The sequence below is a fragment of the Rugamonas rubra genome (genome assembly GCF_900114705.1).
Lineage (GTDB): Bacteria > Pseudomonadota > Gammaproteobacteria > Burkholderiales > Burkholderiaceae_D > Rugamonas > Rugamonas rubra.
This window is the reverse complement of the sequence record NZ_FOTW01000017.1, coordinates 16,436-39,629: the sequence shown is the minus strand read 5'-3', so window position 1 is coordinate 39,629 and position 23,194 is coordinate 16,436. Positions and strand designations below refer to the sequence as shown.

At 68.1% G+C, this 23,194-nt stretch carries 25 protein-coding genes and 1 tRNA gene; 16 read left to right on the top strand and 10 right to left on the bottom strand.

The window, feature by feature from the left end; genetic code table 11:
* Positions 1-57 precede the first annotated feature (57 nt).
* The 3 genes from BM252_RS17895 (at position 58) to BM252_RS17885 (ending at position 5,527) form a co-directional block, all read left to right on the top strand.
* On the top strand, positions 58-2,286 hold the full coding sequence (locus BM252_RS17895) for a putative bifunctional diguanylate cyclase/phosphodiesterase (protein WP_245774329.1): 2,229 nt from the start codon (positions 58-60) through the stop codon (positions 2,284-2,286).
* 46 nt (positions 2,287-2,332) lie between these two features.
* Complete coding sequence (locus BM252_RS17890; RefSeq protein WP_425442341.1) at positions 2,333-3,904, top strand: tetratricopeptide repeat protein; 1,572 nt, start codon at positions 2,333-2,335, stop codon at positions 3,902-3,904.
* Positions 3,905-4,090: 186 nt separating this feature from the next.
* The gene (locus BM252_RS17885) at positions 4,091-5,527 is read left to right on the top strand and encodes a flagellin N-terminal helical domain-containing protein (RefSeq protein WP_093389033.1); all 1,437 of its coding nucleotides are present in this window, start codon (positions 4,091-4,093) and stop codon (positions 5,525-5,527) included.
* Positions 5,528-5,550: 23 nt separating this feature from the next.
* On the opposite strand, the gene BM252_RS17880 is transcribed toward BM252_RS17885, so the two are convergent.
* Positions 5,551-6,492: a bestrophin family protein gene (locus BM252_RS17880; protein ID WP_093389032.1), complete on the bottom strand. Its 942-nt coding sequence runs from the start codon at positions 6,490-6,492 to the stop codon at positions 5,551-5,553.
* A 127-nt stretch (positions 6,493-6,619) separates the two neighbouring features.
* Here BM252_RS17880 and hpaR point away from each other — a divergent pair, with 127 nt between their 5' ends.
* A complete protein-coding gene (hpaR, locus tag BM252_RS17875; RefSeq protein WP_093389031.1) occupies positions 6,620-7,105 on the top strand; it encodes a homoprotocatechuate degradation operon regulator HpaR in 486 nt (161 codons plus the stop codon).
* Here the strand turns inward: hpaR and BM252_RS17870 are convergent.
* Positions 7,102-8,247, bottom strand: a complete 1,146-nt coding sequence (locus tag BM252_RS17870) for a flagellin N-terminal helical domain-containing protein (RefSeq protein ID WP_093389030.1) — start codon at positions 8,245-8,247, stop codon at positions 7,102-7,104. The genes hpaR and BM252_RS17870 overlap by 4 nt on opposite strands.
* A gap of 108 nt (positions 8,248-8,355) precedes the next feature.
* Between BM252_RS17870 and BM252_RS30270 the strand changes: the two genes are divergently transcribed.
* The 7 genes from BM252_RS30270 (at position 8,356) to BM252_RS17850 (ending at position 11,020) form a co-directional block, all read left to right on the top strand.
* Positions 8,356-8,637 carry a hypothetical protein gene (locus BM252_RS30270; protein WP_139236586.1) on the top strand — a complete coding sequence of 94 codons (282 nt, stop codon included), beginning with the start codon at positions 8,356-8,358 and terminating at the stop codon, positions 8,635-8,637.
* Between the two features lie 345 nt (positions 8,638-8,982).
* Positions 8,983-9,387 (top strand): hypothetical protein, encoded by a 405-nt coding sequence (locus tag BM252_RS30265; RefSeq protein ID WP_139236584.1) that lies wholly within the window; start codon positions 8,983-8,985, stop codon positions 9,385-9,387.
* A gap of 57 nt (positions 9,388-9,444) precedes the next feature.
* Positions 9,445-9,765: a hypothetical protein gene (locus BM252_RS30260; RefSeq protein WP_139236582.1), complete on the top strand. Its 321-nt coding sequence runs from the start codon at positions 9,445-9,447 to the stop codon at positions 9,763-9,765.
* Positions 9,766-9,905: 140 nt separating this feature from the next.
* Positions 9,906-9,979 (top strand) — tRNA-Gly (locus tag BM252_RS17865).
* Between the two features lie 56 nt (positions 9,980-10,035).
* The gene (locus BM252_RS17860; protein ID WP_093389029.1) at positions 10,036-10,281 is read left to right on the top strand and encodes a hypothetical protein; all 246 of its coding nucleotides are present in this window, start codon (positions 10,036-10,038) and stop codon (positions 10,279-10,281) included.
* 169 nt (positions 10,282-10,450) lie between these two features.
* Entirely contained in the window at positions 10,451-10,720 is a 270-nt protein-coding gene (locus tag BM252_RS17855; RefSeq protein WP_093389028.1) for a type II toxin-antitoxin system ParD family antitoxin, read from the top strand.
* Positions 10,721-11,020 carry a type II toxin-antitoxin system RelE/ParE family toxin gene (locus BM252_RS17850; protein WP_093389027.1) on the top strand — a complete coding sequence of 100 codons (300 nt, stop codon included), beginning with the start codon at positions 10,721-10,723 and terminating at the stop codon, positions 11,018-11,020. It abuts the gene before it with no gap.
* 48 nt (positions 11,021-11,068) lie between these two features.
* Here BM252_RS17850 and BM252_RS17845 read toward each other — a convergent pair whose 3' ends face one another.
* The gene (locus BM252_RS17845) at positions 11,069-11,575 is read right to left on the bottom strand and encodes a hypothetical protein (protein WP_093389026.1); all 507 of its coding nucleotides are present in this window, start codon (positions 11,573-11,575) and stop codon (positions 11,069-11,071) included.
* 150 nt (positions 11,576-11,725) lie between these two features.
* On the opposite strand from BM252_RS17845, the gene trmB reads away from it, so the two are divergent.
* Positions 11,726-12,412: a tRNA (guanosine(46)-N7)-methyltransferase TrmB gene (gene trmB / locus BM252_RS17840; RefSeq protein ID WP_093389025.1), complete on the top strand. Its 687-nt coding sequence runs from the start codon at positions 11,726-11,728 to the stop codon at positions 12,410-12,412.
* A 103-nt stretch (positions 12,413-12,515) separates the two neighbouring features.
* Here trmB and BM252_RS17835 read toward each other — a convergent pair whose 3' ends face one another.
* Positions 12,516-13,415, bottom strand: coding sequence for a DMT family transporter (locus tag BM252_RS17835; RefSeq protein WP_093389024.1), 900 nt, complete (start codon positions 13,413-13,415; stop codon positions 12,516-12,518).
* 211 nt (positions 13,416-13,626) lie between these two features.
* Between BM252_RS17835 and BM252_RS17830 the strand changes: the two genes are divergently transcribed.
* Positions 13,627-14,544 (top strand): helix-turn-helix transcriptional regulator, encoded by a 918-nt coding sequence (locus BM252_RS17830; RefSeq protein WP_093389023.1) that lies wholly within the window; start codon positions 13,627-13,629, stop codon positions 14,542-14,544.
* 10 nt (positions 14,545-14,554) lie between these two features.
* Here the strand turns inward: BM252_RS17830 and recQ are convergent, their stop codons facing one another.
* A complete protein-coding gene (recQ, locus tag BM252_RS17825; protein WP_093389022.1) occupies positions 14,555-16,378 on the bottom strand; it encodes a DNA helicase RecQ in 1,824 nt (607 codons plus the stop codon).
* Positions 16,379-16,434: 56 nt separating this feature from the next.
* Complete coding sequence (locus tag BM252_RS17820; RefSeq protein ID WP_093389021.1) at positions 16,435-17,274, bottom strand: undecaprenyl-diphosphate phosphatase; 840 nt, start codon at positions 17,272-17,274, stop codon at positions 16,435-16,437.
* A gap of 218 nt (positions 17,275-17,492) precedes the next feature.
* Between BM252_RS17820 and BM252_RS30255 the strand changes: the two genes are divergently transcribed.
* A complete protein-coding gene (locus tag BM252_RS30255; RefSeq protein WP_139236580.1) occupies positions 17,493-17,708 on the top strand; it encodes a hypothetical protein in 216 nt (71 codons plus the stop codon).
* Positions 17,705-18,406, top strand: a complete 702-nt coding sequence (locus BM252_RS17815; RefSeq protein ID WP_093389020.1) for a hypothetical protein — start codon at positions 17,705-17,707, stop codon at positions 18,404-18,406. Before BM252_RS30255 ends, BM252_RS17815 begins: the two co-directional genes overlap by 4 nt.
* 24 nt (positions 18,407-18,430) lie before the next feature.
* Here BM252_RS17815 and BM252_RS17810 read toward each other — a convergent pair whose 3' ends face one another.
* The 3 genes from BM252_RS17810 to BM252_RS17800 all read right to left on the bottom strand — a co-directional run bounded on the left by BM252_RS17810 (position 18,431) and on the right by BM252_RS17800 (position 20,649).
* Positions 18,431-18,709, bottom strand: a complete 279-nt coding sequence (locus tag BM252_RS17810) for a YkgJ family cysteine cluster protein (RefSeq protein WP_093389019.1) — start codon at positions 18,707-18,709, stop codon at positions 18,431-18,433.
* A gap of 141 nt (positions 18,710-18,850) precedes the next feature.
* The gene (locus BM252_RS17805; RefSeq protein WP_093389018.1) at positions 18,851-19,636 is read right to left on the bottom strand and encodes an alpha/beta fold hydrolase; all 786 of its coding nucleotides are present in this window, start codon (positions 19,634-19,636) and stop codon (positions 18,851-18,853) included.
* Positions 19,633-20,649 carry a M14 family zinc carboxypeptidase gene (locus tag BM252_RS17800; protein ID WP_093389017.1) on the bottom strand — a complete coding sequence of 339 codons (1,017 nt, stop codon included), beginning with the start codon at positions 20,647-20,649 and terminating at the stop codon, positions 19,633-19,635. Before BM252_RS17800 ends, BM252_RS17805 begins: the two co-directional genes overlap by 4 nt.
* 149 nt (positions 20,650-20,798) lie before the next feature.
* Between BM252_RS17800 and BM252_RS17795 the strand changes: the two genes are divergently transcribed.
* Positions 20,799-21,497 carry a ribonuclease T2 family protein gene (locus BM252_RS17795; protein ID WP_174900576.1) on the top strand — a complete coding sequence of 233 codons (699 nt, stop codon included), beginning with the start codon at positions 20,799-20,801 and terminating at the stop codon, positions 21,495-21,497.
* A 34-nt stretch (positions 21,498-21,531) separates the two neighbouring features.
* Here the strand turns inward: BM252_RS17795 and BM252_RS17790 are convergent, their stop codons facing one another.
* Positions 21,532-22,272, bottom strand: a complete 741-nt coding sequence (locus tag BM252_RS17790) for a response regulator (RefSeq protein WP_093389016.1) — start codon at positions 22,270-22,272, stop codon at positions 21,532-21,534.
* Positions 22,273-23,194 lie beyond the last annotated feature (922 nt).

The following is a 23,194-nucleotide window of genomic DNA, read 5'->3' as shown; positions in this document are numbered from 1 at the left end:
ATGAACCTGAACCCCGGCAGCTCCGCTGCCAACGCGCCAACCGCCGACACCCCGCGGATGGACATGACCCCGGCCGTGCCGGCTTGCCACGCCAACGGCGGCCCGCGCCTGCTGTTGGTGGACGACGAGCCGCGCCTGCTGTCCTCGCTCTACGAGCTGCTGCGCGACCGCGACTACCAGCTGGTCACGGCCACCTGCGGCAGCGAGGCGCTGGCCCAGCTGAACCGGTTGAAGTTCGACCTGATCCTGCTCGACCTGCGCCTGCCCGACATGAGCGGCCACCAGATCATGGACTTCATCAACGAGCGCGGCATCGAGGGCGACGTCATCGTGATGAGCGGCGACGTCGGCATCGAGGCGGCCATCGGCGCCCTCAAGCGCGGCGCCTACGACTACCTGCGCAAGCCCTACAGCCGCGAGGAGCTGCTCAAGACGGTGCAGAACGCGCTGTCGCAGCGCCGCCTGGCGCAGGACAACGCGCGCATCGCCTCGCAGCTGGAGAACTCGGAGAAGATGTACCGCTACCTGGTCGACAGCTCGCCGGACATCATCTACACCCTGAACCACGAGGGCCGCTTCACCTTCGTCAACGACCGCGTCCAGCAGCTGCTCGGCTTTTCGCGCGAGGAGCTGATCGGCAAGCACTACTCGCTGCTGGTGCACGACGAGGACCGGGAGCGGGCCCGCTACGTGTTCAGCGAGCGGCGCGGCGACACGCGCGCCTCGCGCAGCGTCGAGCTGCGCCTGAAGTGCGGCGGCGACGCCATGGGCGGCGGCCACGAGCGCACCTTCAGCAACACCCTGATGACCATCGCGCTGAACGCCATCGGCGTGCACCAGCCCGAGCAGGAGCCGCGCCAGCGCGAGTACTTCGGCATCTACGGCGTGGCGCGCGACATCACCGACCGCAAGCGCGCCGAGGAGGTGATCTCCTACCAGGCCTACCACGACATCCTGACCGACCTGCCCAACCGCATGCTGTTCAAGGACCGCCTCGGCCTGGCGGTGATCCAGGCCAAGCGCAAGCTGAGCGAGCTGGCGGTGATGTTCGTCGACCTCGACCGCTTCAAGCTGGTCAACGACACGCTGGGCCACGTCAAGGGCGACGAGCTGCTGCAGCAGGTGGCGCTGCGCCTGAAGGAATGCCTGCGCCGCGGCGACACCCTGGCGCGCCAGGGCGGCGACGAGTTCACCATCGTGCTGCCCGAGCTGCGCGACCGGCAGGACGCCAAGGCCATCGCCGACAAGTTCCTCGAGAGCCTGCAGCAGCCGTTCGACCTGGACGGCCACGAGGTGCACATCTCGGCCAGCATCGGCATCGCCATCTACCCGGGCGACGGCGAGAGCATCGACGAGCTGCTGCGCCACGCCGACATCGCCATGTACCAGGTCAAGGCGCTGGGCAAGAACGGCCACAGTTTTTACCACAACTCGATGCTCGACGTGTCGCACCAGAAGATCGCCCTCGAGCAGAGCCTGCGCAAGGCGCTCGAGCAGAACGAGCTGGAGATGTACTACCAGCCGCAGGTCGACGTGGCGAGCGGCCGCATCATCGGCGCCGAGGGCCTGATGCGCTGGAACCATCCGCAGCGCGGCCTGCTGTCGGCCGGCGAGTTCCTGCCCTTCGCCGAGGAGAACGGGCTGATGCTGCCGATCTCCGACTGGATGCTCGGCGCGCTGTGCCGCGACCTGCTGCTGTGGAACGCCGCCGGCGGCGACGCCATCCGCCTGTCGCTCAACCTGTCGCCGCAGTATTTGGACCGCGGCGACTTCTTCGAGAAGATGCGCGGCGCGCTGACCCGCTACGGCATCTCGCCGGCGCAGATCGAGGTGGAGATCACGGAGAACATCTGCATCCGCAACCCGCAGTACGCCATCGAGCAGCTCAACAAGCTGTGCCAGCTGGGCGTGTCGGTGGCGATCGACGACTTCGGCACCGGCTACTCCTCGCTGTCCTACCTGCACCGCTTCCCCATCCACACCATCAAGATCGACCAGTCCTTCGTCAAGGAGATCCACGACGAGCACGGCCACTACCCGGTGATTTTGGCGATCATCTCGATCGCCCGCGGCCTCGGCCTGCACCTGGTGGCCGAGGGCGTCGAGACGGCGCTGCAGGCGCGCTACCTGCAGTCGCACGGCTGCACCACCATGCAGGGCTACTTCTACCACCGGCCGATCTCGCTGTCGAACTTCATCGGCGTGCTGCAGCAGCAGGCCGGCGACAGCGCGCCGCTGCTGCACGCGCCGGCGCCGCAGTTGGCCGACGTCGCCATCCAGGCCTGAGCCGGTGCCGACCGCCCGCGCCGCCGCCAGCACCGACGCCGCCGTTTTGCCGGCGGCGGCGGCCGGCTTCACCGCCGAATTCCTGCGCGTGAAGGCGCTGGCCGAGCGCGGCGTCGCCAACGCCCAGCACAGCCTGGGCTTCATGTACTTCAACGGCCAGGGCATAGGCCAGGACTACGCCTTGGCGCTGGACTGGTACCGCCAGGCCGCCACCGCCGGCCTGGAGCACGCCCAGTACAACCTCGGCGTGATGTACCAGAAGGGCCAGGGCGTGGCGCAGGACTTCCCCGAGGCGGCGCGCTGGTACCAGCTGGCCGCCGAGCAGGGCTACGCCGCCGCCCAGTACAACCTGGGCTGGTTGTACGCCAAGGGCCAGGGCATCGCGCAGGACAGCGAGCAGGCCATGCGCTGGTTCAGCAAGGCCGCCGAGCAGGGCGACGCCGGCGCGCAGAACAACCTGGGCATGATGTACGACACCGGCAAGGGCGTGCCGCAGGACTTCAAGCAGGCCATCGCCTGGTATCGCAAGGCGGCCGAGCAGGGCTACGCGCGGGCCCAGTTCAACCTCGGCCTGCGCTACGACAACGGCCAGGGCGTGCCGCAGGACGCCGGCCAGGCCATCGCCTGGTTCCGCAAGGCCGCCGAGCAGGGCTACGCGCCGGCCCAGTTCAACCTGGCGCTGCGCTTCGACAAGGGCGAGGGCATCGCCCAGGACAGCCAGAAGGCCATCCTGTGGTACCGCCGCGCCGCCGAGCAGGGCCACGCCAGCTCGCAGTTCAACCTCGGCCTGATCTACGACAACGGCCAGGGCGTGCCGCGCGACGACGCCAAGGCGCTGGCCTGCTACCGCAAGGCGGCCGAGCAGGGCCACGCGGCGGCGCAGCACAACGTCGGCCTGCGCCACCAGCACGGCCAGGGCGTGGCGGCCGACCCGGCCGAGGCGGCGCGCTGGTATCTGATGGCGGCCGAGCAGGGCTTCCCGGCGGCGCAATACCATTTGGCGCTGCTGTGCGAGGCCGGCCACGGCGTGGCGCAGGACGACGGCGCCGCCGTCGCCTGGCTGCGCCGGGCGGCCGAGCAGGGCCACCTGCGCGCCCAGTTCGACCTCGGCCTGCGCTACGAGACGGCGCAGGGCGTGGCGCGCGACGAGCGCGCCGCGCTGGCCTGGTTCCGCCGCGCCGCCGAGCAGGGCTACGCCGCCGCCCAGTTCAAGCTGGGCCTGCTGCACGACGACGACGACGGGCCGGCGCCAGATCCGCTGCAGGCCGCCGCCTGGTATCGCCAAGCCGCCGAGCAGGGCCACGCCCAGGCCCAGTTCGCCCTCGGCCTGCGCCACGACAACGGCCAGGGCCTGGCGCGCGACTACGCGCTGGCGCACGACTGGTATCTGCAGGCGGCGCGCCAGGGCCACGGCCGCGCCCAGTTCAACCTGGGCCTGATGTATTTGAGCGGCCAGGGCGCGCCGGCCGACGCCGGCCAGGCCTACCTGTGGCTGGCCATGGCCGAGCGCAACGGCGCCGGCCCGGCCGCCGGAAAGTACCTGCGCCAGGCCGCCGCCCGGCTCGACGCCGGCGCGCTGGCGCTGCTGCGCGCGCGCCTCGCCCTGCCGGCCGAGTAACATCCCGGCTTCGCCGGCGGCCCTTCTTGTATTCGAGGTGAGCGCTCACTGCGCGCCATTCGCCCGGGGTTTCTGTTGCCGTGGTTAAAGAATTTGCCGTTTTCTGCCGTTACAGGTACGACGAGCGGGCATCCGTGCGCCCGTCGTGCCGGACCAACCAGGAAGCGCGCCCCAGCCGACCGCCGCATGCAGATCAACAGCAACCTCCCGTCTCTGAACGCGCAGCGCCACTACCGGCGCTCCGGTGACGAGCTCAGCGTTAGTTTGCAGCGGCTCTCCAGCGGGCTGCGGATCAACTCTGCGCGCGACGACGCGGCCGGGCTGGCGATCGGCGAGCGCTTCAGCACCGGCATACGCGGCAGCAACCGGGCGGCGCAGAACATCAACGACGGCATCTCGCTGGCCCAGGTGGCCGAGGGCGCGCTGGGCCAGATCGTCGACAACTTCCAGCGCATCCGCGAGCTGGCCGTGCAGGCCGCCAACGGCAGCAACAACGCCCTCGACCGCAAGTCCATCCAGGCCGAGGTCGACGCCCTGGTGGCGGCCAACTACCAGATCAACGACACCACCAGCTTCAACCAGGCCAGGCTGATCGACGGCAGCCTGAACACCCAGCTGCAGGTGGGCGCCAACGTCGGCGACGTCGTCGCGCTGACCGTCGGCGCCGCCTTGCAGCAGCGCCACAGCGGCCACGGCATGGCCGACCTGCCGCTGCTGCAGGTGAACCTGAGCGGGGCGGTGGCCGGCGCGCTGAGCGCCGGCGCGTTGACGCTGAACGGCGTGGCGGTCGGCGCCTCGGTGGCCGGCGCGGCGTCGGGCCAGTCGGCGGCCAGCGCCTACGCGGTGGCCAACGCCGTCAACGCCGCCAACGTCCCTGGTGTCGGCGCCAGCGCCAGCACCAGCGTGGCCGGCCTCGCCGGCGGCGCTGGCGCCATCGGCAACGCCACGATCAGCGTCAACGGCGTCGCGCTGGGCGCCATCAACGGCGCCAACGCCAACGCGCTGGCGCTCAGCGCGGCCAACGCCATCAACGGCGCCGGCGCCGGGGTGACGGCCGGCGTCAACGGCAGCACGCTGACGCTGACGGCGGCCGACGGCCGCAACATCGACCTGGCCGGCGCCAACTGGGGCCTGCTCGGCCTGCCGACCGGCACCACGCGCGGCAGCGTCAACATCCTCGACACGGCCGACCTCAAGCAGCACTCGCTCACCGTGGGCGGCAGCAATCCCGCCCTGGCCGGACTGGCGCCGGGCAGCACCAGCGCCACGCCGAACGGCGCCACCGTGCACATCGAGGCGACCACCTCCAGCGGCGAGCCGCCGATCGACCTGAGCAGCTTCGCCGGCGCCACCGCCGCGCTGGACTACATCGACGCCAAGCTCGACGAGATCGGCACGATCCGCTCCGGCCTGGGCGCGCTGCAGAACCGGCTGGACGCGGCGCACGCCGCTGCGCTCGACCGCGTGGTGAACCTGTCGGCGGCACGCTCGCGCATCGTCGACACCGACTACGCCAGCGAGATGGCGCAGCTGACCCGCGCCCAGATCCTGCGGCAGGCCGGCGCCTCCATGCTGGCCCAGGCCAACCTGCTGCCCAACCAGGCCTTGCAGCTGCTGCGCTAGCGCCCGGCGCCGGCCGTCGCCGCTCAGCTCAGGCAGTAGTTGCGCGGCTCGATCTGCGGCGGCAGCTCGGTCTCGCCCAGGCTCTCGCGCAGGCCGATCTCGATCGAGCGGCAGATGGCGTCGAGCGCCAGGTCGTTGTCCTCGGTGCCGAAGGGCTCCTCGATCTCGTCGCCGACCGCGTCCAGGCCGAAGAAGGTGTAGGCGACGATGGCCACCACGAAGGGGGTCATGAAGCCGATGGTGTCGACCAGGCCGAACGGCAGCAGGAAGCAGTACAGGTAGGCGGTGCGGTGCAGCAGCAGGGTGTAGGAGAAGGGGATGGGCGTGCTCTTGATCCGCTCGCAGGAGGCGGCCGAGGCCACCATCGCCGAGATGGTGGCGTCGATGGCCGGCGCGATGCAGGGATCGAGCCGGCCCTGTTCGAGGCAGTGGCGCAGGTCGGCGCCCATCGCCAGCATCATGCGGTCCGGCTTGTTGCTGGCGCCGGCCAGCGCGCGCGCCTCCTCTGGCCGCAGATAGCAGCGGTATTCGTGGCTGCGGTCCTGCCCGCGCAGCAGGTCGCGCAGCGCGCAGACGTAGGCGATGCTGCGGTAGACCATGCGCACCCGCACGTCGTCCAGGCCGAGGCTGGCGTGGGCCGGCGGGCCGCCGCTGATCAGGCTTTGGCACTGGCGCGACAGGTTGCGCCCGCGCAGCACCAGCTCGCCCCACAGCTTGCGGGCCTCCCAGTAGCGGTCGTAGGCGGCGTTGTTGCGGAAGCCGAGGAAGATCGCCAGCGGCAGGCCGATCATGCTGAACGGGATGGTGGTCAGGGTGATCTTCAGCTTGAACAGGTCGCCGTGGCTGAGCGTGACCAGGGTGGCCAGCAGGGTGTTGAGGATCAGGCTGGGCAGGATGCGCGGCAGCACCGAGCCGCGCAACAACAGGAACAGCCGCAGGCCCGACGGGCGGTCGCGCACAATCATGCCAGTTCAACCATGATATACCTCAAGGAATTCGTTAATATATGAACGATTAAATCATTAATATATTAACGAGTCAAGCGGTATAATCGGCCCAGCCTGGCCCGACAGGCGCCACCGGGAGAGCGCCGTGCCGCACCAGATCCACTATCCGAACCTGCCGCAGCGCCTGCTGAAGGCGCGCGACAACCTGATGGCGCAATTCCGTCCCATCCTGCACCAGTTCGGCGTGACCGAGCAGCAGTACCGCATCCTGCGCGTGCTCGACGAGCACGCCGAGCTCGAGCCGCGCGAGATCGTCGAGCTATGCCAGATGCTGGCGCCCAGCCTGTCGGGCGTGCTGGCGCGGATGGAGGAGGTCGGCATGGTGGCGCGCCAGCGCGTGGAACTCGACCAGCGCCGCGTCATGGTGCGCCTGGCGCCGGCCGGCGCCGCGCTGCTGGCGCGGATGGGGCCGCTGATCGACCAGCAATACGCGCGCATGGAGCAGGCCTGGGGCGGCGACGCCTTCGCCCGGCTGCTGGCGGCGCTCGACGAGTTCAACCGCGCCGCCGGCCTGCCGCTGGCGGCCGCCGCGCTGCCGGCGCCGGCGGCGCGCGGCGACACAGAGGACTAGCCGAGCAGCGACATCACCATCGACGAGATGCTGTTGGTCTGGCGCAGCACCGTGCCGCCGGCCTGCAGTAGCATCTGGTTCGACAGCATGTTGGCGCTTTCCTGGGCGAAGTCGGTGTCCATCACGCGGCCCATGGCCACGCGGGTGTTGCCGCGCATATTGGCCAGGTTGTTGTCGGCGTGGCCCAGGCGGTTGGCGCTTGCGCCCAGGCTGGCGCGCACGCCGGCGACGGCGTCGATCGCGCCTTGCAGCTTGCCGATGCTGGCCGAGGCCGCGCTGGCGATCACCAGGTCGGTGCCGGCGCCCGGCCGGTCGACGCCGAAGGTGTCGTAGGTGCTGGCGGCGCCGTGCAGGGCGAGGTGCATGGCGTCCAGTTGCGCCGTCAGCCGGACCGTCATGACCTCTTGGCCCGAGGCGCCGATCTGGAAATCGACCGCCTTCGAGAAGACCCCGTCGACCGCCGTCACGGCCGCCACGGCGGTGGCGTACTGCTGGGCGTCGAGGGCGGCCGCGCTGGCGACGGCGGCGTTGGCGCTGGCCCCGACGATGGCGCCGGCGGCGGCGGCCAGCGCCGCCCGGGTCGCCGCCGTCGAGCCGGCCTGGTCGGCGGCGAGGGCGGCGTTGTGGTTGTTTTGGGCGTTCGCCAAGGCGGCGGCGGCGGCGCCGCTGGCGGCGGCGGCGGCCGCGCTGGCCGCGACCACGTTGGCCTTTTCCACCGTGGTGTCGCCCAGCAGCAGCCTGGCGCCGCCGAAGCTGGTGTTGCTGGAAATACGGCTCAGCTCATGGCTCAGCGCGGTGAACTCGGCCTGCAGCGCCGTGCGGTCGGCGTTCGTGGTGGAGCCGTCGGCGGCCTGGATGGCCAGGTCCTTCATGCGGACCAGGATGTTGCCGCTTTCATTCAGCGCGCCCTCGGCGGTCTGCAGCATGGACAGCGACTTCTGGATGTTGCCCATCGCCGCCGCCATGCCGTGGCTCTGCGCCGACAGGCGGGTGGCGATCTGCAGCCCGGCGGCGTCGTCCATCGCCGAGTTGACCCGGTAGCCGGTGCCCAGCCGCGTCATGGCGTGCGCCATCCTGCCCTCGGTGCGGCCGAGCGAGGAGAGTGCCGACAAGGAGGCGGTGTTGGTGTGCAGGCTCAGCATGGGGGCGTCTGACGCGGGTCGGATCGGGCCGGGATCGGGCGGTGGCGGTGGTCGCTACATTGTACAAGATGTTAACCAAGAGTAATAGTTTTACCTTGGTTTCCGGTCATGCCGCGTTTGATCGGTGACCAGGCGCGGCGGGATGGGGTGCCGCGCGGGCGGCCGGCGGAGCGCGCTTTGCGCCGTCCGCCGTGGAAGGTTGTCAACCATGCGCAAAGCCGTGTCGAGCGCGCCTATCGCGGGTGTGGCTCAATGGGAGAGCAGAAGCTTCCCAAGCCCTGCCGCCTCGCTAAACGCCACTATTCATGCGCGTTTCAAACGCGTGAATATGCGATCACGCAAAAACTCCACCTCAATCAACAGTTATCTGCCATCAGCAGATATGATTAACGCGGCTATAGCGATTAATTATCATAAAGATAGCCAAACTGCGGCCACGGTCCATAGAACATATGATTTCACCGTTGCTACTAATCATACTAATTCAGACTCGACGCTGTGTTCCTTCCGATGGTTCAACACCTCAGATTGACTGGGACCCCAACCTTGCTCATCAGGTTTACTCAGCAGATTACAAAGCCGGCATACAATACCCTGCGATGGCGTTAGCGCATGAGATCGCGCATGTATTAGGAATGGACGAAAATCAAGCCACAGCTTTCGAAACGCAAATCGCACTTGAACTGGGTGAGCCAACTCGCGGAAATTATCAACTTGTTACCCAGGAGAAGATTTATGTCGAGAATTCAACTGAATATAGTGCAAATGGGCAATTTACTAAAAAATTTAGATGGCACGCATACCGTTAGCGGCACATATAATGGAACTCTCGCTGAAAAGACTGTTCCAGCCATGGGGTGGGGAGCGGGCGCATCGGGTGGCGGTGGAATTATTTCCGTGGGCAATATCCTCATTCTTCCTTCGACAGCACCAGGAAAGCACGATGCAAGTCATTGGCAAAATGTCCCTTACCAACAAGAAATGGGAAAGGAATCGCACTCGTTTTCCCATAATCATCAACATGGGGATGGAGCTAACGTTCTCGCCAATACGCCAGCCGATTCCACTAACAGTTTCCACACAGATGAACATGCTATTATAGTCGGACAGCCACACCAACCTGTCCATGGACATTTCTAATAAATATTTATAATTACTAGTCTTCAGACTAGTGATTCAGGAAATGGAGAAATATTTATGTTAAAATTAATCTATCTTTCATCCATCGTTTTTTTTATCACTGCTTGTGCTAGTTCGGTTGCTCAAGAAAAAAATAGAAGCGAAGTCGAGAATAAAAATACCCCACCCGATACAACTAATCACCAGAAAGATGCGACTCTACCGAACGCAGTGGCTTGGGATTATTTTGTGCATAGCGGTGCCAAGATATGGGCTTGCCGGGAAATCGAATCTGGGAAACTCGTGTTGAATAAGTTTTGCCGCGATACGGAAAAAAATGATCTGCAGTGGCTAGGCGATGTAGTGCCGTCAAATTTCCGAGGCCAACTTATAGATTAACAAGCTTTCTATAGCATTATCTGTATTCCATATCTTCTCGGCCATCACACCTTGGTGACATTGGCCATCACACTTTTGATCACAGCGGCCACTCAGAAACGTTGTCAACAATGCGCAAAGCCGCGTAGAATGCGCCTATCGCGGGTGTAGCTCAATGGTAGAGCAGAAGCTTCCCAAGCTTACGACGAGGGTTCGATTCCCTTCACCCGCTCCAGGACAGCGTTCGCTATCCCGGCCCGCAGTCTCCAGCCCAGCCACTTCGGAAGTCCAATGCGATTCGCCACGGCATCGATCCTCTGCACGCTTGTTTCCTACCCGACGCTGGTGTTCATGGTGACGATCTTCATTCTGCCGCCGCTGGGCTTCTACTTCGGCGTCAAGGCGTATGCGCAGGGGCGGCGCGAAGATCGGCACCGGCGCACACGGGACCGTCTGCTGTCGGCCTTCCCCATGTTGTTCGCCGGTGCCAGTTTCTTTCTTCAGCTGTACATGGTCAACCACCTCTACCAGGCCTGATTCGACGCCGGTCCTACTCGAACGGCTCCACTTCCAGCACCACCACATACGCCAGCCAGCCGCCTACTTGCCTTTGTCCTTGCGCGAGGCATGGCCATGACGATCAAGATATGGCAAAGATTGCCAAGGCTAGTACAATTGTGAGGACAATGAGTTCGAAGGGCATGCCATGGCGATGAATATCAATCTGACTCCGCAGCTGGAGGAAATGGTGCGACAAAAAGTTGTGTCCGGCTTGTATACGTCGGCTAGCGAGGTCGTGCGGGAAGCTCTGCGTCTGATGGAGGAGAAAGACCAACTGCGGGCGGCTCGGCTCGCGCAGTTGCGACAGGAAATACAGGACGGACTGGACAGCGGCCCAGCTGTTGCGTGGGATGCGGAAGCCCTGAAGCACGCCGGGCGCGCCAGGCGCAAGGCGAAGAGCGGCGGCGAGGCTTAAATGCCGGTGGTGCGGCTGCGCCCGCGTGCCAGCGCCGATGTTGCCGAGATCTGGGACTACATCGCCGAAGACAGCGAGGCGCGGGCAGATGCTTTTCTGGACCGGCTCGATGCGAAGTTCCAAGTACTGGCCGGGCGGCCAGGTCTAGGTCGGCGTCGCGGTGAGCTACTTGCGGATTTGCAAAGCTTCCCGTTCGAGCGTTACGTGATCTTTTACGTTGCGATTGTTGACGGTATCGAAGTGGTCCGGGTACTTCATGGTGCGCGCGATATTGATGCCCAATTTCACCAGGAAGTCTAGTCCGTAGAAAGTGTTAGACATCCTCGCAGCATGCTCGTCTCGCCGGCGCTACTCGAACGGCTCCACGTCCAGCACCACCACATACGCCAGCCGCTTGCCCTGCCAGTCGCCGCCGCCGCGCACCATGGCGTCGCAGGTGGTCGGCTGGCCGGCCAGCTCGGCGGCGGCCAGGCGCTGGCGGAAGCGCAGCGCGTCCTTGGGCGCCAGGTAGCCGACCATGCGGCCGGCCATGAACACCGCCACCGCCTTGTCCTCGTAGTGGTTGTGGTCGTCCGGCAGCAGCACCGCCTGGTAGGGCGCGTTGGCGGACTGCGCGCCGTGCTCGCCGGCCAGTTCGCCGATGGTGGCCTGGTAGCGCGACTCGCTGCTCACCTCGACCAGGAAGCGGCCGCCGTCGGACCAGTGCCGCACCGGGCTGGTGTCGGGCAGCGAGGGGATGTAGGGGCCGCCGGCGCGCGGCGGCGGCGCGGCCGGCCGCGCTGGCCCGCTCCTGAGGATCGCGTACACCGCCAGTCCGGTGAGCAGGATGATGACGAGGGAAATCAGGTGGTTCATGACAGGTCCGCTAGGTCGAAAGGACGCTATCTTAGCGCAAGTGGCCGGCTAGACCATGCAAAACGGCATAACGTATAATAGCGTCCCTAGCCAGATTCCCCTCTCGATCCCATGTCCTCAGATACCCCAGCCAACGGCCCAGCGCGGCCGATGTTATACGACCCGAGCGAACACCGCATCCGCAGCTTCGTCACGCGCGCCGGCCGCCTGTCGATCGCCCAGGCGCGCGCGCTGGAGGAGCTGGGTCCGAAGTTCATGCTGCCCTACGTGAAGGCGCCGCTGGACTACCAGCTGGCCTTCGGCCGCAAGGCGCCGGTGATCTTCGAGATCGGCTTCGGCATGGGCGCGACCACCTCGCACATCGCCAAGGCGATGCCGGAGAAGGACTTCATCGGCGTCGAGGTGCACACGCCGGGCGTGGGCAGCCTGCTCAAGCAGATCGGCGAGCAGGACATCACCAATCTGCGCCTGATCCAGCACGACGCCGTCGAGGTGTTGAACAACATGATCCCGGACGCCTCGCTGGACGGCGTGCACATCTACTTCCCCGACCCGTGGCACAAGGCGCGCCACAACAAGCGCCGGCTGATCCAGCCGCCGCTGGTCAAGCTGCTGACCGAGAAGCTGGCGCCGGGCGGCTATCTGCACTGCGCCACCGACTGGCAGGAGTACGCCGAGCAGATGCTGGAAGTGCTGGGCGGCGAAGCCGGCCTGCAGAACAGCGTCGAGGGCTACGCGCCGCAGCCGGCCTACCGCCCGCTGACCAAGTTCGAAAACCGTGGCATCAAGCTGGGCCACGGCGTTTGGGATCTGGTCTTCCTCAAGAAGCCTGGCTGACAAAACCCAGCGGCGCAAATCTAGGGTCAGACCCTGAGGGTCTGACCCTGGCTCTGCGCCCTTTGGGTTTGGTAGCCGCCGGCGCCGCTTCGCACAATGCCGCTCAGGCGGCGGCCGGCTTCAGCCCGGCGCGCGCGCCCAACGGCAGGAAGGCCAGCAGGTTCCCCGCCAACACCAGGCCCAGGCCGGCGAAGGCCGGCGCGGTCCAACGGTAGCCTTCGTAGACGGTCGACAGGGTCAGCGCGACGACGGGGAACAGCACCGTCGAGTAGGCCGCCCGGTCCGGCCCGATCCGTCCCACCAACAGCAAGTACGCCGTGAAGCCCACCACCGATCCGACCAGCGCCAGGTACAGCAGCGAGGACAGGTAGCGCGCGTCCGGCGCCGGCGCGAACGGCATGCCCAGCGCCAGCGCGGCGGCGCCGAGGATGCTCGCGCCGATCAGCATGGCCCAGCTGTTGGTCAGCCACGGCGTCAGGCCGAGCGCCTGCATGCGGCTCGACAGCAAATTCCCGCAGGAGAAGCACAGCGTGCCGAGCAGCGCCAGGCCCAGGCCGAGCAGCATGCCGCCGTCGTGCCAGTGGCCCTGCATCTGCGGCAGGAACAGCAGGGCGATGCCGGCCAGGCCCAGCAGGGCGCCCAGCATCACCTGCGGCCGGATGGCGCGGCCGAGGAACAGGCGGCCGTTGACGGCGTTCCACAGCGGCGCGGTGGAGAACACCACGGCGACCAATCCGCTGGGCACCCATTGGCTGGCGTAGTAGAAGCACAGGAAGTTACAGCAGAATAGGGATACTCCCTGCGCCAGCAGGTAGCGCCAGGCCCGGCGTGGCGGCCATGCCGGCTGGCGGCGCAGCAGCAGGAAGGCCATCAGCACGGCGCTGGCGAGCCAGAAGCGGTAGGCGATCGACACCGGGGCCGGCACCACGCCGAGCTGGAAGGTGATGGCGATCCAGGTGGTGCCCCAGATCAGCACGGTGAGCAGGTAGAGGAAAACGTTCATTGCATCGGCACCTAGACGGGCTGCGTGGCAGCGGTGCGGCCAGTGTGGCGCGGCGCGGCGGGCGCCGCTTGTCTGGGCTTGCGCAGTATCGCCGCACTTGTCCCGGCTTGCGCTTTTCGGCGCCGGCGCGCCGGGGCGGGGCCGCCGCCATGCTAGACTTGGCTGTCTCTTTTTGCCACCCTCGGCCACTTCCTTGACCATACGCCCAGCCATGCCGAGCGCCGCCGCCACCACCAACCACCACCACGTCGCCGGCGCGCTGGCCCACGCCGTGTTCAACACCATGGCCTCGACCGAGGCGACGCTGGAGCGCTTCGCCGTGCTGGGCGACGGCCTGGCTGCGGCCATCTGGCAGCGCGACACGCGCGAGGCGCAGACCCACTACAAGCAGCCCGGCCACCACACGCTGTCCTACTACATGGGCGGCGGCTACCGCACCTCGCGCGGCGAGCGGCCCGGCTTGTACGGCGCGCCGCGCCTGCTGTGCACCATGCCGGACTGGCACGAGTCGAGCTGGATGGTGCGCGGTCCGCTGCGCTTCCTGCACCTGTACTTCATGCCGGAGCACTTCACGCGGCGCGCCGTGGTGGAGCTGGACCGCGAGCCGCGCGAGCTGACCCTGGCCGACCGCACCTACTTCGAGGACGGCCGCCTCGGCCGCCTGTGCGAGGCGCTGGTGGCCATGCCCTGGGACGACGCCGACCACCGGCTGCGCGCCAACGAGCTGGCGCACGCCACGCTGAGCGAGCTGCTGCGGTCGCAGTCGGCGCACAAGCGCCCGGACGGCCGCCCGCGCGGCGGCCTGGCGCCGCTGGTGCGGCGCCGGCTGGCCGACTACATCGAGCACAATCTTGGGGGCGGCATCACGCTGGGCATGCTGGCGCTGCAGGCCAATCTGTCGGAGTTCCACCTGGCGCGCATGTTCCGCATCTCCTTCGGCATGCCGCCGTCGGCGTGGATCGCGGCGCGCCGGCTGGACCGCGCGCGTTTGCTGTTGCGGGACGGCGAGCTGCCGCTGCAGCAGGTGGCCGACGCCTGCGGCTACGCCGACCTGAGCCACTTCAGCCACCGCTTCCGCGACAGCCTGGGCGTGCCGCCCAGCCGCTATCGCGCCATCCTGCGCGCCTAGGCCAGGCCGCCTAGAGCATCTCGGCGATCATCGCGACGATCTCGTCGCCGTAGGAGGCCAGCTTCTTCTCGCCCACGCCGGACACGCCGCGCAGCTCGCCGAGCGAGGTCGGCTTGGCCTTGGCGATCTCGCGCAGGGTGGCGTCGACGAAGATCACGTAGGCCGGCACGTTGTGGGTGCGCGCCGTCTCGACGCGCCACCAGCGCAGCTTGTCGAAGATGGCCTGCTCGGAGTTCGACAGGTCGGTCTCCACATAGCCCTTCGAGGCGGTGGTCGGGCGCTTCTGCTTGACCGGCTTCTGGTACTGGCGCAGTTGCACCTTCTGGCCGCCCTTGAGCACCGGGCGGGCCGCGTCGGTCAGTTTGAGCGAGCTGTATTGTTCGTGGTCGACGGTGACCAGGCCGAGGGCGATGGTCTGGCGCAGGATGGCGCGCCACTCCTGCTCGCTGCGGTCGGCGCCGATGCCGAACACCGACAGGGAGTCGTGGTGCCAGGTCTTGATGCGTTCCGTCTCGACGCCCCGCAGCACCTCGATGGTGTGGCCGGCGGCGAAGCGCTGGTCGACCCGGTAGATGGCCGACAGCAGCTTCTGCACCGGCACCGTGCCGTCGAAGGAGACCGGCGGGATCAAACAGGTGTCGCAGTTGCCGCAGGGCGAGGACTGCTCGCCGAAGTAGTCGAGCAGGCGCACGCGCCGGCAGCTCAAGGTCTCGCACAGGCCGAGCATGGCGTCGAGCTTGGTGCCGAGCACGCGCTTGAAGGTCTCGTCGGCCTCGGACTCGTCGATCATGCGCCGCTGCAGCACCACGTCCTGCAGGCCGTAGGCCATCCAGGCGTCGGCCGGGGCGCCGTCGCGGCCGGCCCGTCCGGTCTCCTGGTAGTAGCCCTCGATGCTCTTGGGCAGGTCGAGGTGGCAGACGAAGCGCACGTCCGGCTTGTCGATGCCCATGCCGAAGGCGATGGTGGCGACCATCACGATGTTCTCCTCGCGCAGGAAGCGGGACTGGTGCTTGCTGCGCTTGGCGTGGTCCATGCCGGCGTGGTAGGCCAGCGCGCGGATGCCGTTCTCGTTGAGGAACTCGGCGGTCTCCTCGACCTTTTTGCGCGACAGGCAGTAGACGATGCCGCAGTCGCCGCCGTGCTCGCTGGTGATGAAGTCGAGCAGCTGCTTGCGGCCGTTGCCCTTCTCGACGATCTGGTAGCGGATGTTGGGCCGGTCGAAGGAGGAGACGAACTGCATCGCGTCGTTCAACTGCAGGCGGTCGGCGATCTCGGCGCGGGTCTGCTGGTCGGCGGTGGCGGTCAGGGCGATGCGCGGCACGTCGGGGAACTGCTCGTGCAGGATCGACAGCTTGATGTACTCGGGGCGGAAGTCGTGGCCCCACTGCGAGACGCAGTGCGCCTCGTCGATGGCGAACAGGGCGATCTTCGAGTTCTGGAACAGGTTCAGGCAGCGCTCGGTCATCAGCCGCTCGGGGGCGACGTAGACCAGGTCGATCTCGCCGGTGCGCACCAGCCGCTCGATGCGGCTGGCCTCCTCGTAGGTCTGGGTCGAGTTGAGGAAGGCGGCGCGCACGCCGACCTCGGCCAGCGCGTCGACCTGGTCCTGCATCAGCGCGATCAGCGGCGAGACCACCACGCCGACACCGTCGCGCAGCAGCGCCGGGATCTGGTAGCACAGCGACTTGCCGGCGCCGGTCGGCATCAGCACCAGGGCGTCGCCACCGTTGCTGACGTGTTCGACGATCTGCGCCTGTTGGCCGCGGAAGGCCGGGTAGCCGAAGACGGTCTGCAACTGGTGCAGCGCGCGCGCTGAGGTGTCCTGCTCGTTCATATGCTTCTAACTCTTTACTTTGGTTGGCCGGCCGCGGGGCCGGCCGTTAGCCGGCCTTAGTCGACCCAGACCACCAGGCCGTAGTGGGCGGTGGCGATCACCACCAGGCCGAAGACGATGCGGTACCAGGCGAAGATGGTGAAGTCGTGGCTGCTGATGTAGCGCAGCAGCCAGCGCACGCACAGGAAGGCGGAGGCGAAGGCGGCCACGGTGCCGATGCCGAACATTGGCAGGTCGGCGGCCGACAGCAGGGCGCGCTCCTTGTACAGCGAATACACGGTGGCGCCGAGCAGGGTCGGGATGGCCAGGAAGAAGGAGAACTCGGTGGCCACCTTGCGCGACAGGCCGAACATCATGCCGCCGATGATGGTGGCGCCGGAGCGGCTGGTGCCTGGGATCAGGGCGAAGGCCTGGGCGATGCCCATCTTCAGCGCGTCGAGCGCGGTCATGTCGTCGACCGAGTGGACCCGCACCGCCACCGGATTGGCCTTGGCGCGGCGCTCGACCAGCAGGATGATGACGCCGCCGACGATGAAGGCCAGCGCCACCGGCACCGGCTTGAACAGCACCGCCTTGATGGCCTTGCCGAACACCAGGCCGAGGGCGGCCAGCGGCACGAAGGCGATGCCGACGTTGACGGCGAAGCGCTGCGCCTTGGCGTCGCTGAACAGGCCGCGCAGCACGCTGCAGATGCGGGCGCGGTATTCCCAGCAGACGGCGAAGATGGCGCCGGCCTGGATGACGATCTCGAACACCTTCATCTTCTCCTCCATGCCCTGGAAGTTGAGCAGGCTGTCGGCCAGGATCAGGTGGCCGGTGGAGGAGATGGGCAGGAACTCGGTGAAGCCTTCGACCAAGCCCATGACCAGGGCCTTGAGCGCGAGAATGATATCCATGAATTATTGTTTTAACACGTACTAATTGGGGACGGGAAACAGCCGGGCGCGTCGCCGCGTGCTGCGCGGGTTCGCAGCTTACCATGCCGGGGCGCCGCGTTCATCAATCGGGCACAAGCGGGGTGGATTTTTGTGCGGCGCAGCGCGGAGTCGGGAATCTTTCGTCTCCTTCTTGCATGGTCATTTTTTTGGGGCTGCCCAAATTTGCAGCAGTTGTCATGTTGTGGGAAAATGAAACGATGGACACCCTGAAACCGAAAGTGAAAGTGAAAGCTGCGCACAAGGACGCTCCCACAGCTGGCCGCTGCGAAGTTGGCCCGGCGCAAAGCAGGGTAGCGAATCCCTACGCCATGTCGCCACAGGCCGCCGCAAAGGCCGTGCTGCGTGCCGGTATCGTCACCGCAGGCGGCAAGCTTACACGCGTCTACAAGTGATTGCCGGTCAGCTGCTCCTCGCCTACCACGGATGCGATATCACGACGCGGGATGATTTGGTGTGCGGCCGACTTGCGCATCTCGACCATAGTCACAACCCTTACGACTGGCTGGGACCAGGCGCCTATTTCTTTGAGGGGGACATTGAGCGAGCGTATATGTTTGCTTATGCGTCGCATAACAATCCCGCGAAAATGTACACGGCAAGACCTATTGGCACGCCTGCGGTCGTCGGTGCCGTGCTTCGAGTTCAGCATTGCTTGGACATGACCACGCAAGCAGGAATCAATGAATTCTGCATGGCCTATCCTGTTTTACTCGCTGGATTGGCAGAGACCGGCAGCCCCGTTCCAGAGAATTGCGCTGCGGGCGAAGATGATGCCGACATCATTCTGCGCAAGCTGGACAACGCCGTATTCACATTGATACACGATGTCCGGGCCAATAGCATCCCGCCATTGCAACCGTTTCAAGCCGTGCGCGGGGCATTCCATCAAGGTGGTGAGGTAGCGCCTAAATCTGGGTTTCACAAGGAAACGCATGTGCAGATTGCGTTGCGGGACAACAGTTGTGTGGAAGGGTGGTTCTTGCCCCGGGGCCAGAAAATACTGTCCGGACAAGAATATCTCGACGCTCGGGCGAAGTGCAACGCCATGGGGCGCAACCGAAAACCCAGGCGGCGTCCACCAGCGACGTAGCCAGCTGCATTGACATCGTACCGTTCAGGCCGGCGCGGTGGCGCGCTCCAGCTCGCCGAGCCACAGCAGCGCCCGCTCGCGGCTGTCGCCGCACATCTCGGCCGAGGCCTGCAGGCCGGCGCAGCAGGCTGGCCGCTCCGGGCGGCCGAAGATCAGGCAACGGTTGTCGTCGGCCAGCTGGACGCAGCGCACGCCGGCCGGCTTGCCGTCGGGCATGCCGGGGATGGCGCTGGAGATCGACGGAGCGGTGCAGCAGGCGCCGCAGCCGGGACGGCAGGCGACGGGGGGGAGGGCAGTGTTCATGGACGGGTCCGGCGACGCCGCAGCGGCGCGGCGGGCAGGGCGCTATTCTACTCGGCTTCGGCCGGCCCGGCGCGGCGGCCGAAGCCGCCCGGCGCGTCCAGCGCGTCCGCCGGTGCCCGGGCCGTGCGCCGCGCCGGCGGCTCAATCCCCGGCCAGGCCGGCATCCAGGCCGGTGGGCGCGGCCGGCCGCGCCAGCCAGTCCGCCACCTGCTGCGCCACCCAGGCGCCGGCGTCGAGCGGCAGGTCGTGGCCGGCGTCCGGGTGGATGCGGCAGGGCGCCCGCCAGGCCGCCGCCAGGCGCTGCGAGCAGCGCGGGTCGACCAGGCGGTCGCCGGCGCCGGCCAGCACCAGCAGCGGCACCGCCGGGCGCGCCGCCGGGGCGGTGTAGCGCGCCGCCGAGAGCAGCTGGCGCAGCGCGTTGGCGCGCCCCACCGGAAACTCGCGCTGGTAGTCCAGCCACTGCGCCAGCAGCTCGGCGCGCGGACCGTCGCGGCTGGTCAGGCGCAGGATCAGCTCCTCCTGGCGCCGCGCGCCGCCGCGCAGCAGCAGGGCGGCGATGGCGCCGTAGTTCTGCCAGCGCAGCCGCTGGTGGAAGGGGCTGAACGGCCGCATGCTGGTGTTGAGCAGCACGCAGCCGGCCAGCTCCCCGGGATGGCGGGCGGCCCACTCGACCGCCACCATGCCGCCCAGCGACAGCGCCAGCAGGTGGTAGGGCGGCGCCAGGCCGCGCCCGCGCAGCTCGGCGCGGCAGAATTCGACCATGTCGGCCACCCGCGTCGCGCTGCGCAGGCGGTGCCGCGTGCCGTTGCCGGGCAGGTCGGGCGTGGCCACCACGGCGTCCGGCAGCGCCTGCGCCAGCAGGGCCGGAAAGCCGCCCCAGTGGCGCTGTTCGCGCATCAGGCCGCGCAGCAGCACCCAGTTGCTCATGCGCCGTACCAGCGCGCCAGCGCGCGGTGCTGCTGGTCCTTGCGCGCGTGGCCCTGCGGCGCCCAGCGCACGTGGCTGGCGGTGGCGCGCATCAGGAAGTCGAACCACACCAGGTGGCGCCGCAGCACGCGCTGCAGGCGGTGGGTGGCGGTCGGGTTGAAGATGGCGACGCGGTTGAACAACTGGCGCGGGTTCTTCTTGACCCACAGCCAGGAGCCCATCTCCAAGGTCAGCGGCAGGAACACGCGGGCGTTGTCGGCGGTGCCGTTCAGGTACAGGTAGTCCCACAGGTCGCCGTGGGTGCGGTACTGCCGGCTCTGCGGCTCGAACACGTAGTTGTGGTTGGGGTAGCTCTCGCTGAATAGTTCCTCCAGCGCGCCGACCTCGGCAAGGTGGGCGATCGGCACCCGGGTGTGGGCGTGCGGGAACCAGATGCGGTCGCGCAGGCCGAAGCCGGAGTGGCAGTCGAGCGCCATGCTGAACTGGCGCGGCAGCAGCTCGCGCTCGACCAGCTGGCAGACGGCGCGGCTCTCGGCCTGCATCGGCGCGTCGGCGGCGCCGCGATACCAGGGCAGGTGGCGGCTGTAGCGCTGGCCGCCCAGCATGAACGGCACCTTCTCGACGGCCGACAGCGGGGCGTTGCGCATCAGGTCGACGCCCTGCGGGTTGCAGCGGGTGGCCTGCCACATGCCGCCCGGGTTCACCAGCGGCATGAACACCAGCCGCAGCGACTCGAGCTGCTGGTGCAGCGTGTGGTCCCAGCGCAGCCGCGCCAGCAGGCTTTCGAGGAAGGACAGGATGATCTGGCTGCCGATGCGCTCGAGGCCGTGGATGCCGCCGAAGAAGCCCAGCGCCGGCACCGCCGGGTCCGGGTTGCCGATGGCCAGCGAGTAGACCGGGAACCGGCGCCCGTCGATGGCCACGGTGCACGGCGTGTCGACCTGGAAATGCCCGGCGCCGGCGTCGATCAGGCGCTTCAGGGCGATCAGCTCGGGCAGGTTCTTCTCGGACATGGAGGCGGCGCAGAAAGGAGGTGTCCGCCAGTGTAGCCGCTTGCCCGGCGCTTGTCTGTTTTGCCTGCCGCGCCGCAGCCCACCGTGGCGCGGTAGAATCGCCCCTGCGCCATCCGGCCCCGTCGTCCCGTTCGAAGAGGAGTAGCACCATGTCCACGTCCCAGTCCGTATCGCGTCTAGGCAAACTGTTGTTGATCGCCCTGCTGGCGCTGGGCGGCGCGGCCGAGGCCAGGCGGCCGCAGCAGCAAGGCGGCGCCGCCGGCGTCGACGGCCAGCCCGGCCAGTTCGACTACTACGCCGTGGCGCTGAGCTGGTCGCCCTCGTTCTGCGCCACCCGCAACGACCCCAACCAGTGCGCCAGCGGACGCCGCCTCGGCTTCGTGCTGCACGGCCTGTGGCCGCAGTGGCAAAAGGGCTATCCGCAGAGCTGCTCGACGCAGCCGCTGCCGGCCGCCGTGCGCGCCAAGTACGCCGGCCTGTTCCCCTCGCCCGGCCTGATCGGCCACGAGTGGCCCAAGCACGGCACCTGCTCCGGCCTGGAGCCGGCCGCCTACTTCGAGCTGAGCGCCAAGTTGCAGAAGCAGTTGGCGATCCCGCCGCAGTTCCAGGCGCCGAGCGCGCCGGTGCGCGTCAGCATCGCCGAGTTCGGCGCCGCCTTCCAGCGCGCCAACCCCGGCCTGGCGGCGCACGCCGTGCTGCCCTTCTGCAGCGGCGGCGGCCGCTTCCTGCGGGAGCTGCACGCCTGCTGGGGCAAGGACGGCGCCTCGCTGAGCTGCTCGGCCGACGAGCTCAAACGCTCCAACCGCAGCTGCGGCCAGGACTCCTTCCTGCTGCCCAGCGTGCGTTGAGGGGCGGGCGCCGACCGGACGGGGCGTCCGCGCCTCAGCCGGCCAGCGCCAGCCGGTAGCCGACCGCCGTCTCGGTGAGCAGGTGGCGCGGCTGCGCCGGCTGGTCCTCCAGCTTGTGGCGCAGCTGCCCCATGTAGACGCGCAGGTAGTGGCCGTCCTCGCTGTGCACCGGCCCCCAGACCGCGCTGAGCAGGCGCGTGTTGCTGACGGTGCGGTCGGCCTGGCCGGCCAGCACCGCCAGCAGGCGGTACTCGGTCGGCGTCAGGTGGACCCGGCGGCCGGCCTTGCTGACGTGGCGCTCCTCCAGGTCGACGGCGACGTCGCCGAAGCGCACCAGGCCGGCCGGCTCGCGCCGCCCGGCCTGGCGCTGCCGGCGCAGCGTGGCGCGGGCGCGCGCCAGCAGCTCGGCCATGCTGAAGGGCTTGGCCAGGTAGTCGTCGGCGCCGGCGTCGAGGGCGCGGATCTTGTCGCCGCAGTTGGTGCGCGCCGACAGCACGATGACCGGCGTCGACGACCACTGGCGCAGCTCGGCCAGGAAGGCGTGGCCGTCGCCGTCGGGCAGGCCGAGGTCGAGCACGATCAGGTCGGGCGCCAGCGTGCCGGCGGCGGCCAGGCCGGGCAGCACGGCGCCGGCCTCGGCCACGCGCCAGCCCTGCTGCTCCATCGCCTCGCGCACGAAGCGGCGGATCTGCGCCTCGTCCTCGACCAGCAGGACCGTGGTGGCCGGCGCGGTGGTGGCAGGCGCGGCGGCGGGCGGTGGGGCGGTCGATGGCATGGCGGGACTCCTGGAGGGCGGCGCCGGCGGCGCCTTGCGGCCTGGGGCAAGCTTAGCAAGGCCGGCGTAAACACCGTCTAAAAAGGCGGCCCGGCGGCGTAAAGGCGGCGTAAAGGCGGCGCGCCGGCGGCCGGCGCGGCGGCCCGGGGGGGGCGCGCCGGGGCGGCGCCGATGTTGCCGTCGTTTACTAAATATTTACACGTGGCATCTATATTTTTGCCCGGTCTTTACGCGCCGCCGCCTACACTTGCCGCCCGGCGCCCGCCGCCCCGCGTCGCGGGCCGGCGCGGCGGCCGTCCCAGGGCAGCACCATGAGCGTATCGCAAAAGACCGAGAACCGTCACTTCCTCCACCAATGGCTGATCCACGGCACCGTGCTGCTGGCGCTGGGCAGCTTCATCGCCTACACCCAGTTCGAGGAATACCGCCGCATCGACAGCCAGGAGCGCGAGCGGCTCACCATCCAGGCCGAGATCGTCGAGAAGAACCTGGCACCGCAGCTGGCGCTGGCCGGCCGCGTCATCGACGGCGTGCTGCGCCGGCCGGCCGGGGCGGCCGACGACGGCGTCCAGCTGCGCCTGATCAACGAGGTGTTGATCGGCATCGGGCCGATCCAGCTGGTCGGCGCCGACGGCCGCGTGCGCGCCAGCAGCGCGCCGGGCCAGGTCGGCGTCGACCTGGCCGCCAGCGCCCACTTCCGCGCCGCCGCCGCCCGGCCGGAGCCGGACCTGCTGCGCCTGAGCGCGCCGCCGGGCGGGCGCAGCATCCGCCTGTACCGCAGCGTCGCCGGGCCGCGCGGCGAGTTCGCCGGCATGGTGGTGGCCAGCCTGCGGCCCGAGTACGTCGCCGCGCTGCTCGACTCGGTGCGCTACGCGCCCGACGTCTGGGCCAGCATCGCCGACGGCGCCGGCCGCCCCCTGCT

Bases quoted from the DNA above. Each gene is read 5' to 3' on its own strand.
- BM252_RS17895 (WP_245774329.1), top strand. From the start codon at position 58: ATGGACATGACCCCGGCCGTGCCGGCTTGCCACGCCAACGGCGGCCCG.
- BM252_RS17885 (WP_093389033.1), top strand. From the start codon at position 4,091: ATGCAGATCAACAGCAACCTCCCGTCTCTGAACGCGCAGCGCCACTAC.
- BM252_RS17880 (WP_093389032.1), bottom strand. From the start codon at position 6,492: ATGATTGTGCGCGACCGCCCGTCGGGCCTGCGGCTGTTCCTGTTGTTG.
- BM252_RS17870 (WP_093389030.1), bottom strand. From the start codon at position 8,247: ATGCTGAGCCTGCACACCAACACCGCCTCCTTGTCGGCACTCTCCTCG.
- BM252_RS30270 (WP_139236586.1), top strand. From the start codon at position 8,356: ATGCCGCGTTTGATCGGTGACCAGGCGCGGCGGGATGGGGTGCCGCGC.
- BM252_RS30265 (WP_139236584.1), top strand. From the start codon at position 8,983: ATGTCGAGAATTCAACTGAATATAGTGCAAATGGGCAATTTACTAAAA.
- BM252_RS30260 (WP_139236582.1), top strand. From the start codon at position 9,445: ATGTTAAAATTAATCTATCTTTCATCCATCGTTTTTTTTATCACTGCT.
- BM252_RS17860 (WP_093389029.1), top strand. From the start codon at position 10,036: ATGCGATTCGCCACGGCATCGATCCTCTGCACGCTTGTTTCCTACCCG.
- BM252_RS17855 (WP_093389028.1), top strand. From the start codon at position 10,451: ATGGCGATGAATATCAATCTGACTCCGCAGCTGGAGGAAATGGTGCGA.
- BM252_RS17850 (WP_093389027.1), top strand. From the start codon at position 10,721: ATGCCGGTGGTGCGGCTGCGCCCGCGTGCCAGCGCCGATGTTGCCGAG.
- BM252_RS17845 (WP_093389026.1), bottom strand. From the start codon at position 11,575: ATGAACCACCTGATTTCCCTCGTCATCATCCTGCTCACCGGACTGGCG.
- trmB (WP_093389025.1), top strand. From the start codon at position 11,726: ATGTTATACGACCCGAGCGAACACCGCATCCGCAGCTTCGTCACGCGC.
- BM252_RS17835 (WP_093389024.1), bottom strand. From the start codon at position 13,415: ATGAACGTTTTCCTCTACCTGCTCACCGTGCTGATCTGGGGCACCACC.
- BM252_RS17830 (WP_093389023.1), top strand. From the start codon at position 13,627: ATGCCGAGCGCCGCCGCCACCACCAACCACCACCACGTCGCCGGCGCG.
- recQ (WP_093389022.1), bottom strand. From the start codon at position 16,378: ATGAACGAGCAGGACACCTCAGCGCGCGCGCTGCACCAGTTGCAGACC.
- BM252_RS17820 (WP_093389021.1), bottom strand. From the start codon at position 17,274: ATGGATATCATTCTCGCGCTCAAGGCCCTGGTCATGGGCTTGGTCGAA.
- BM252_RS30255 (WP_139236580.1), top strand. From the start codon at position 17,493: ATGTTGTGGGAAAATGAAACGATGGACACCCTGAAACCGAAAGTGAAA.
- BM252_RS17810 (WP_093389019.1), bottom strand. From the start codon at position 18,709: ATGAACACTGCCCTCCCCCCCGTCGCCTGCCGTCCCGGCTGCGGCGCC.
- BM252_RS17805 (WP_093389018.1), bottom strand. From the start codon at position 19,636: ATGAGCAACTGGGTGCTGCTGCGCGGCCTGATGCGCGAACAGCGCCAC.
- BM252_RS17800 (WP_093389017.1), bottom strand. From the start codon at position 20,649: ATGTCCGAGAAGAACCTGCCCGAGCTGATCGCCCTGAAGCGCCTGATC.
- BM252_RS17795 (WP_174900576.1), top strand. From the start codon at position 20,799: ATGTCCACGTCCCAGTCCGTATCGCGTCTAGGCAAACTGTTGTTGATC.
- BM252_RS17790 (WP_093389016.1), bottom strand. From the start codon at position 22,272: ATGCCATCGACCGCCCCACCGCCCGCCGCCGCGCCTGCCACCACCGCG.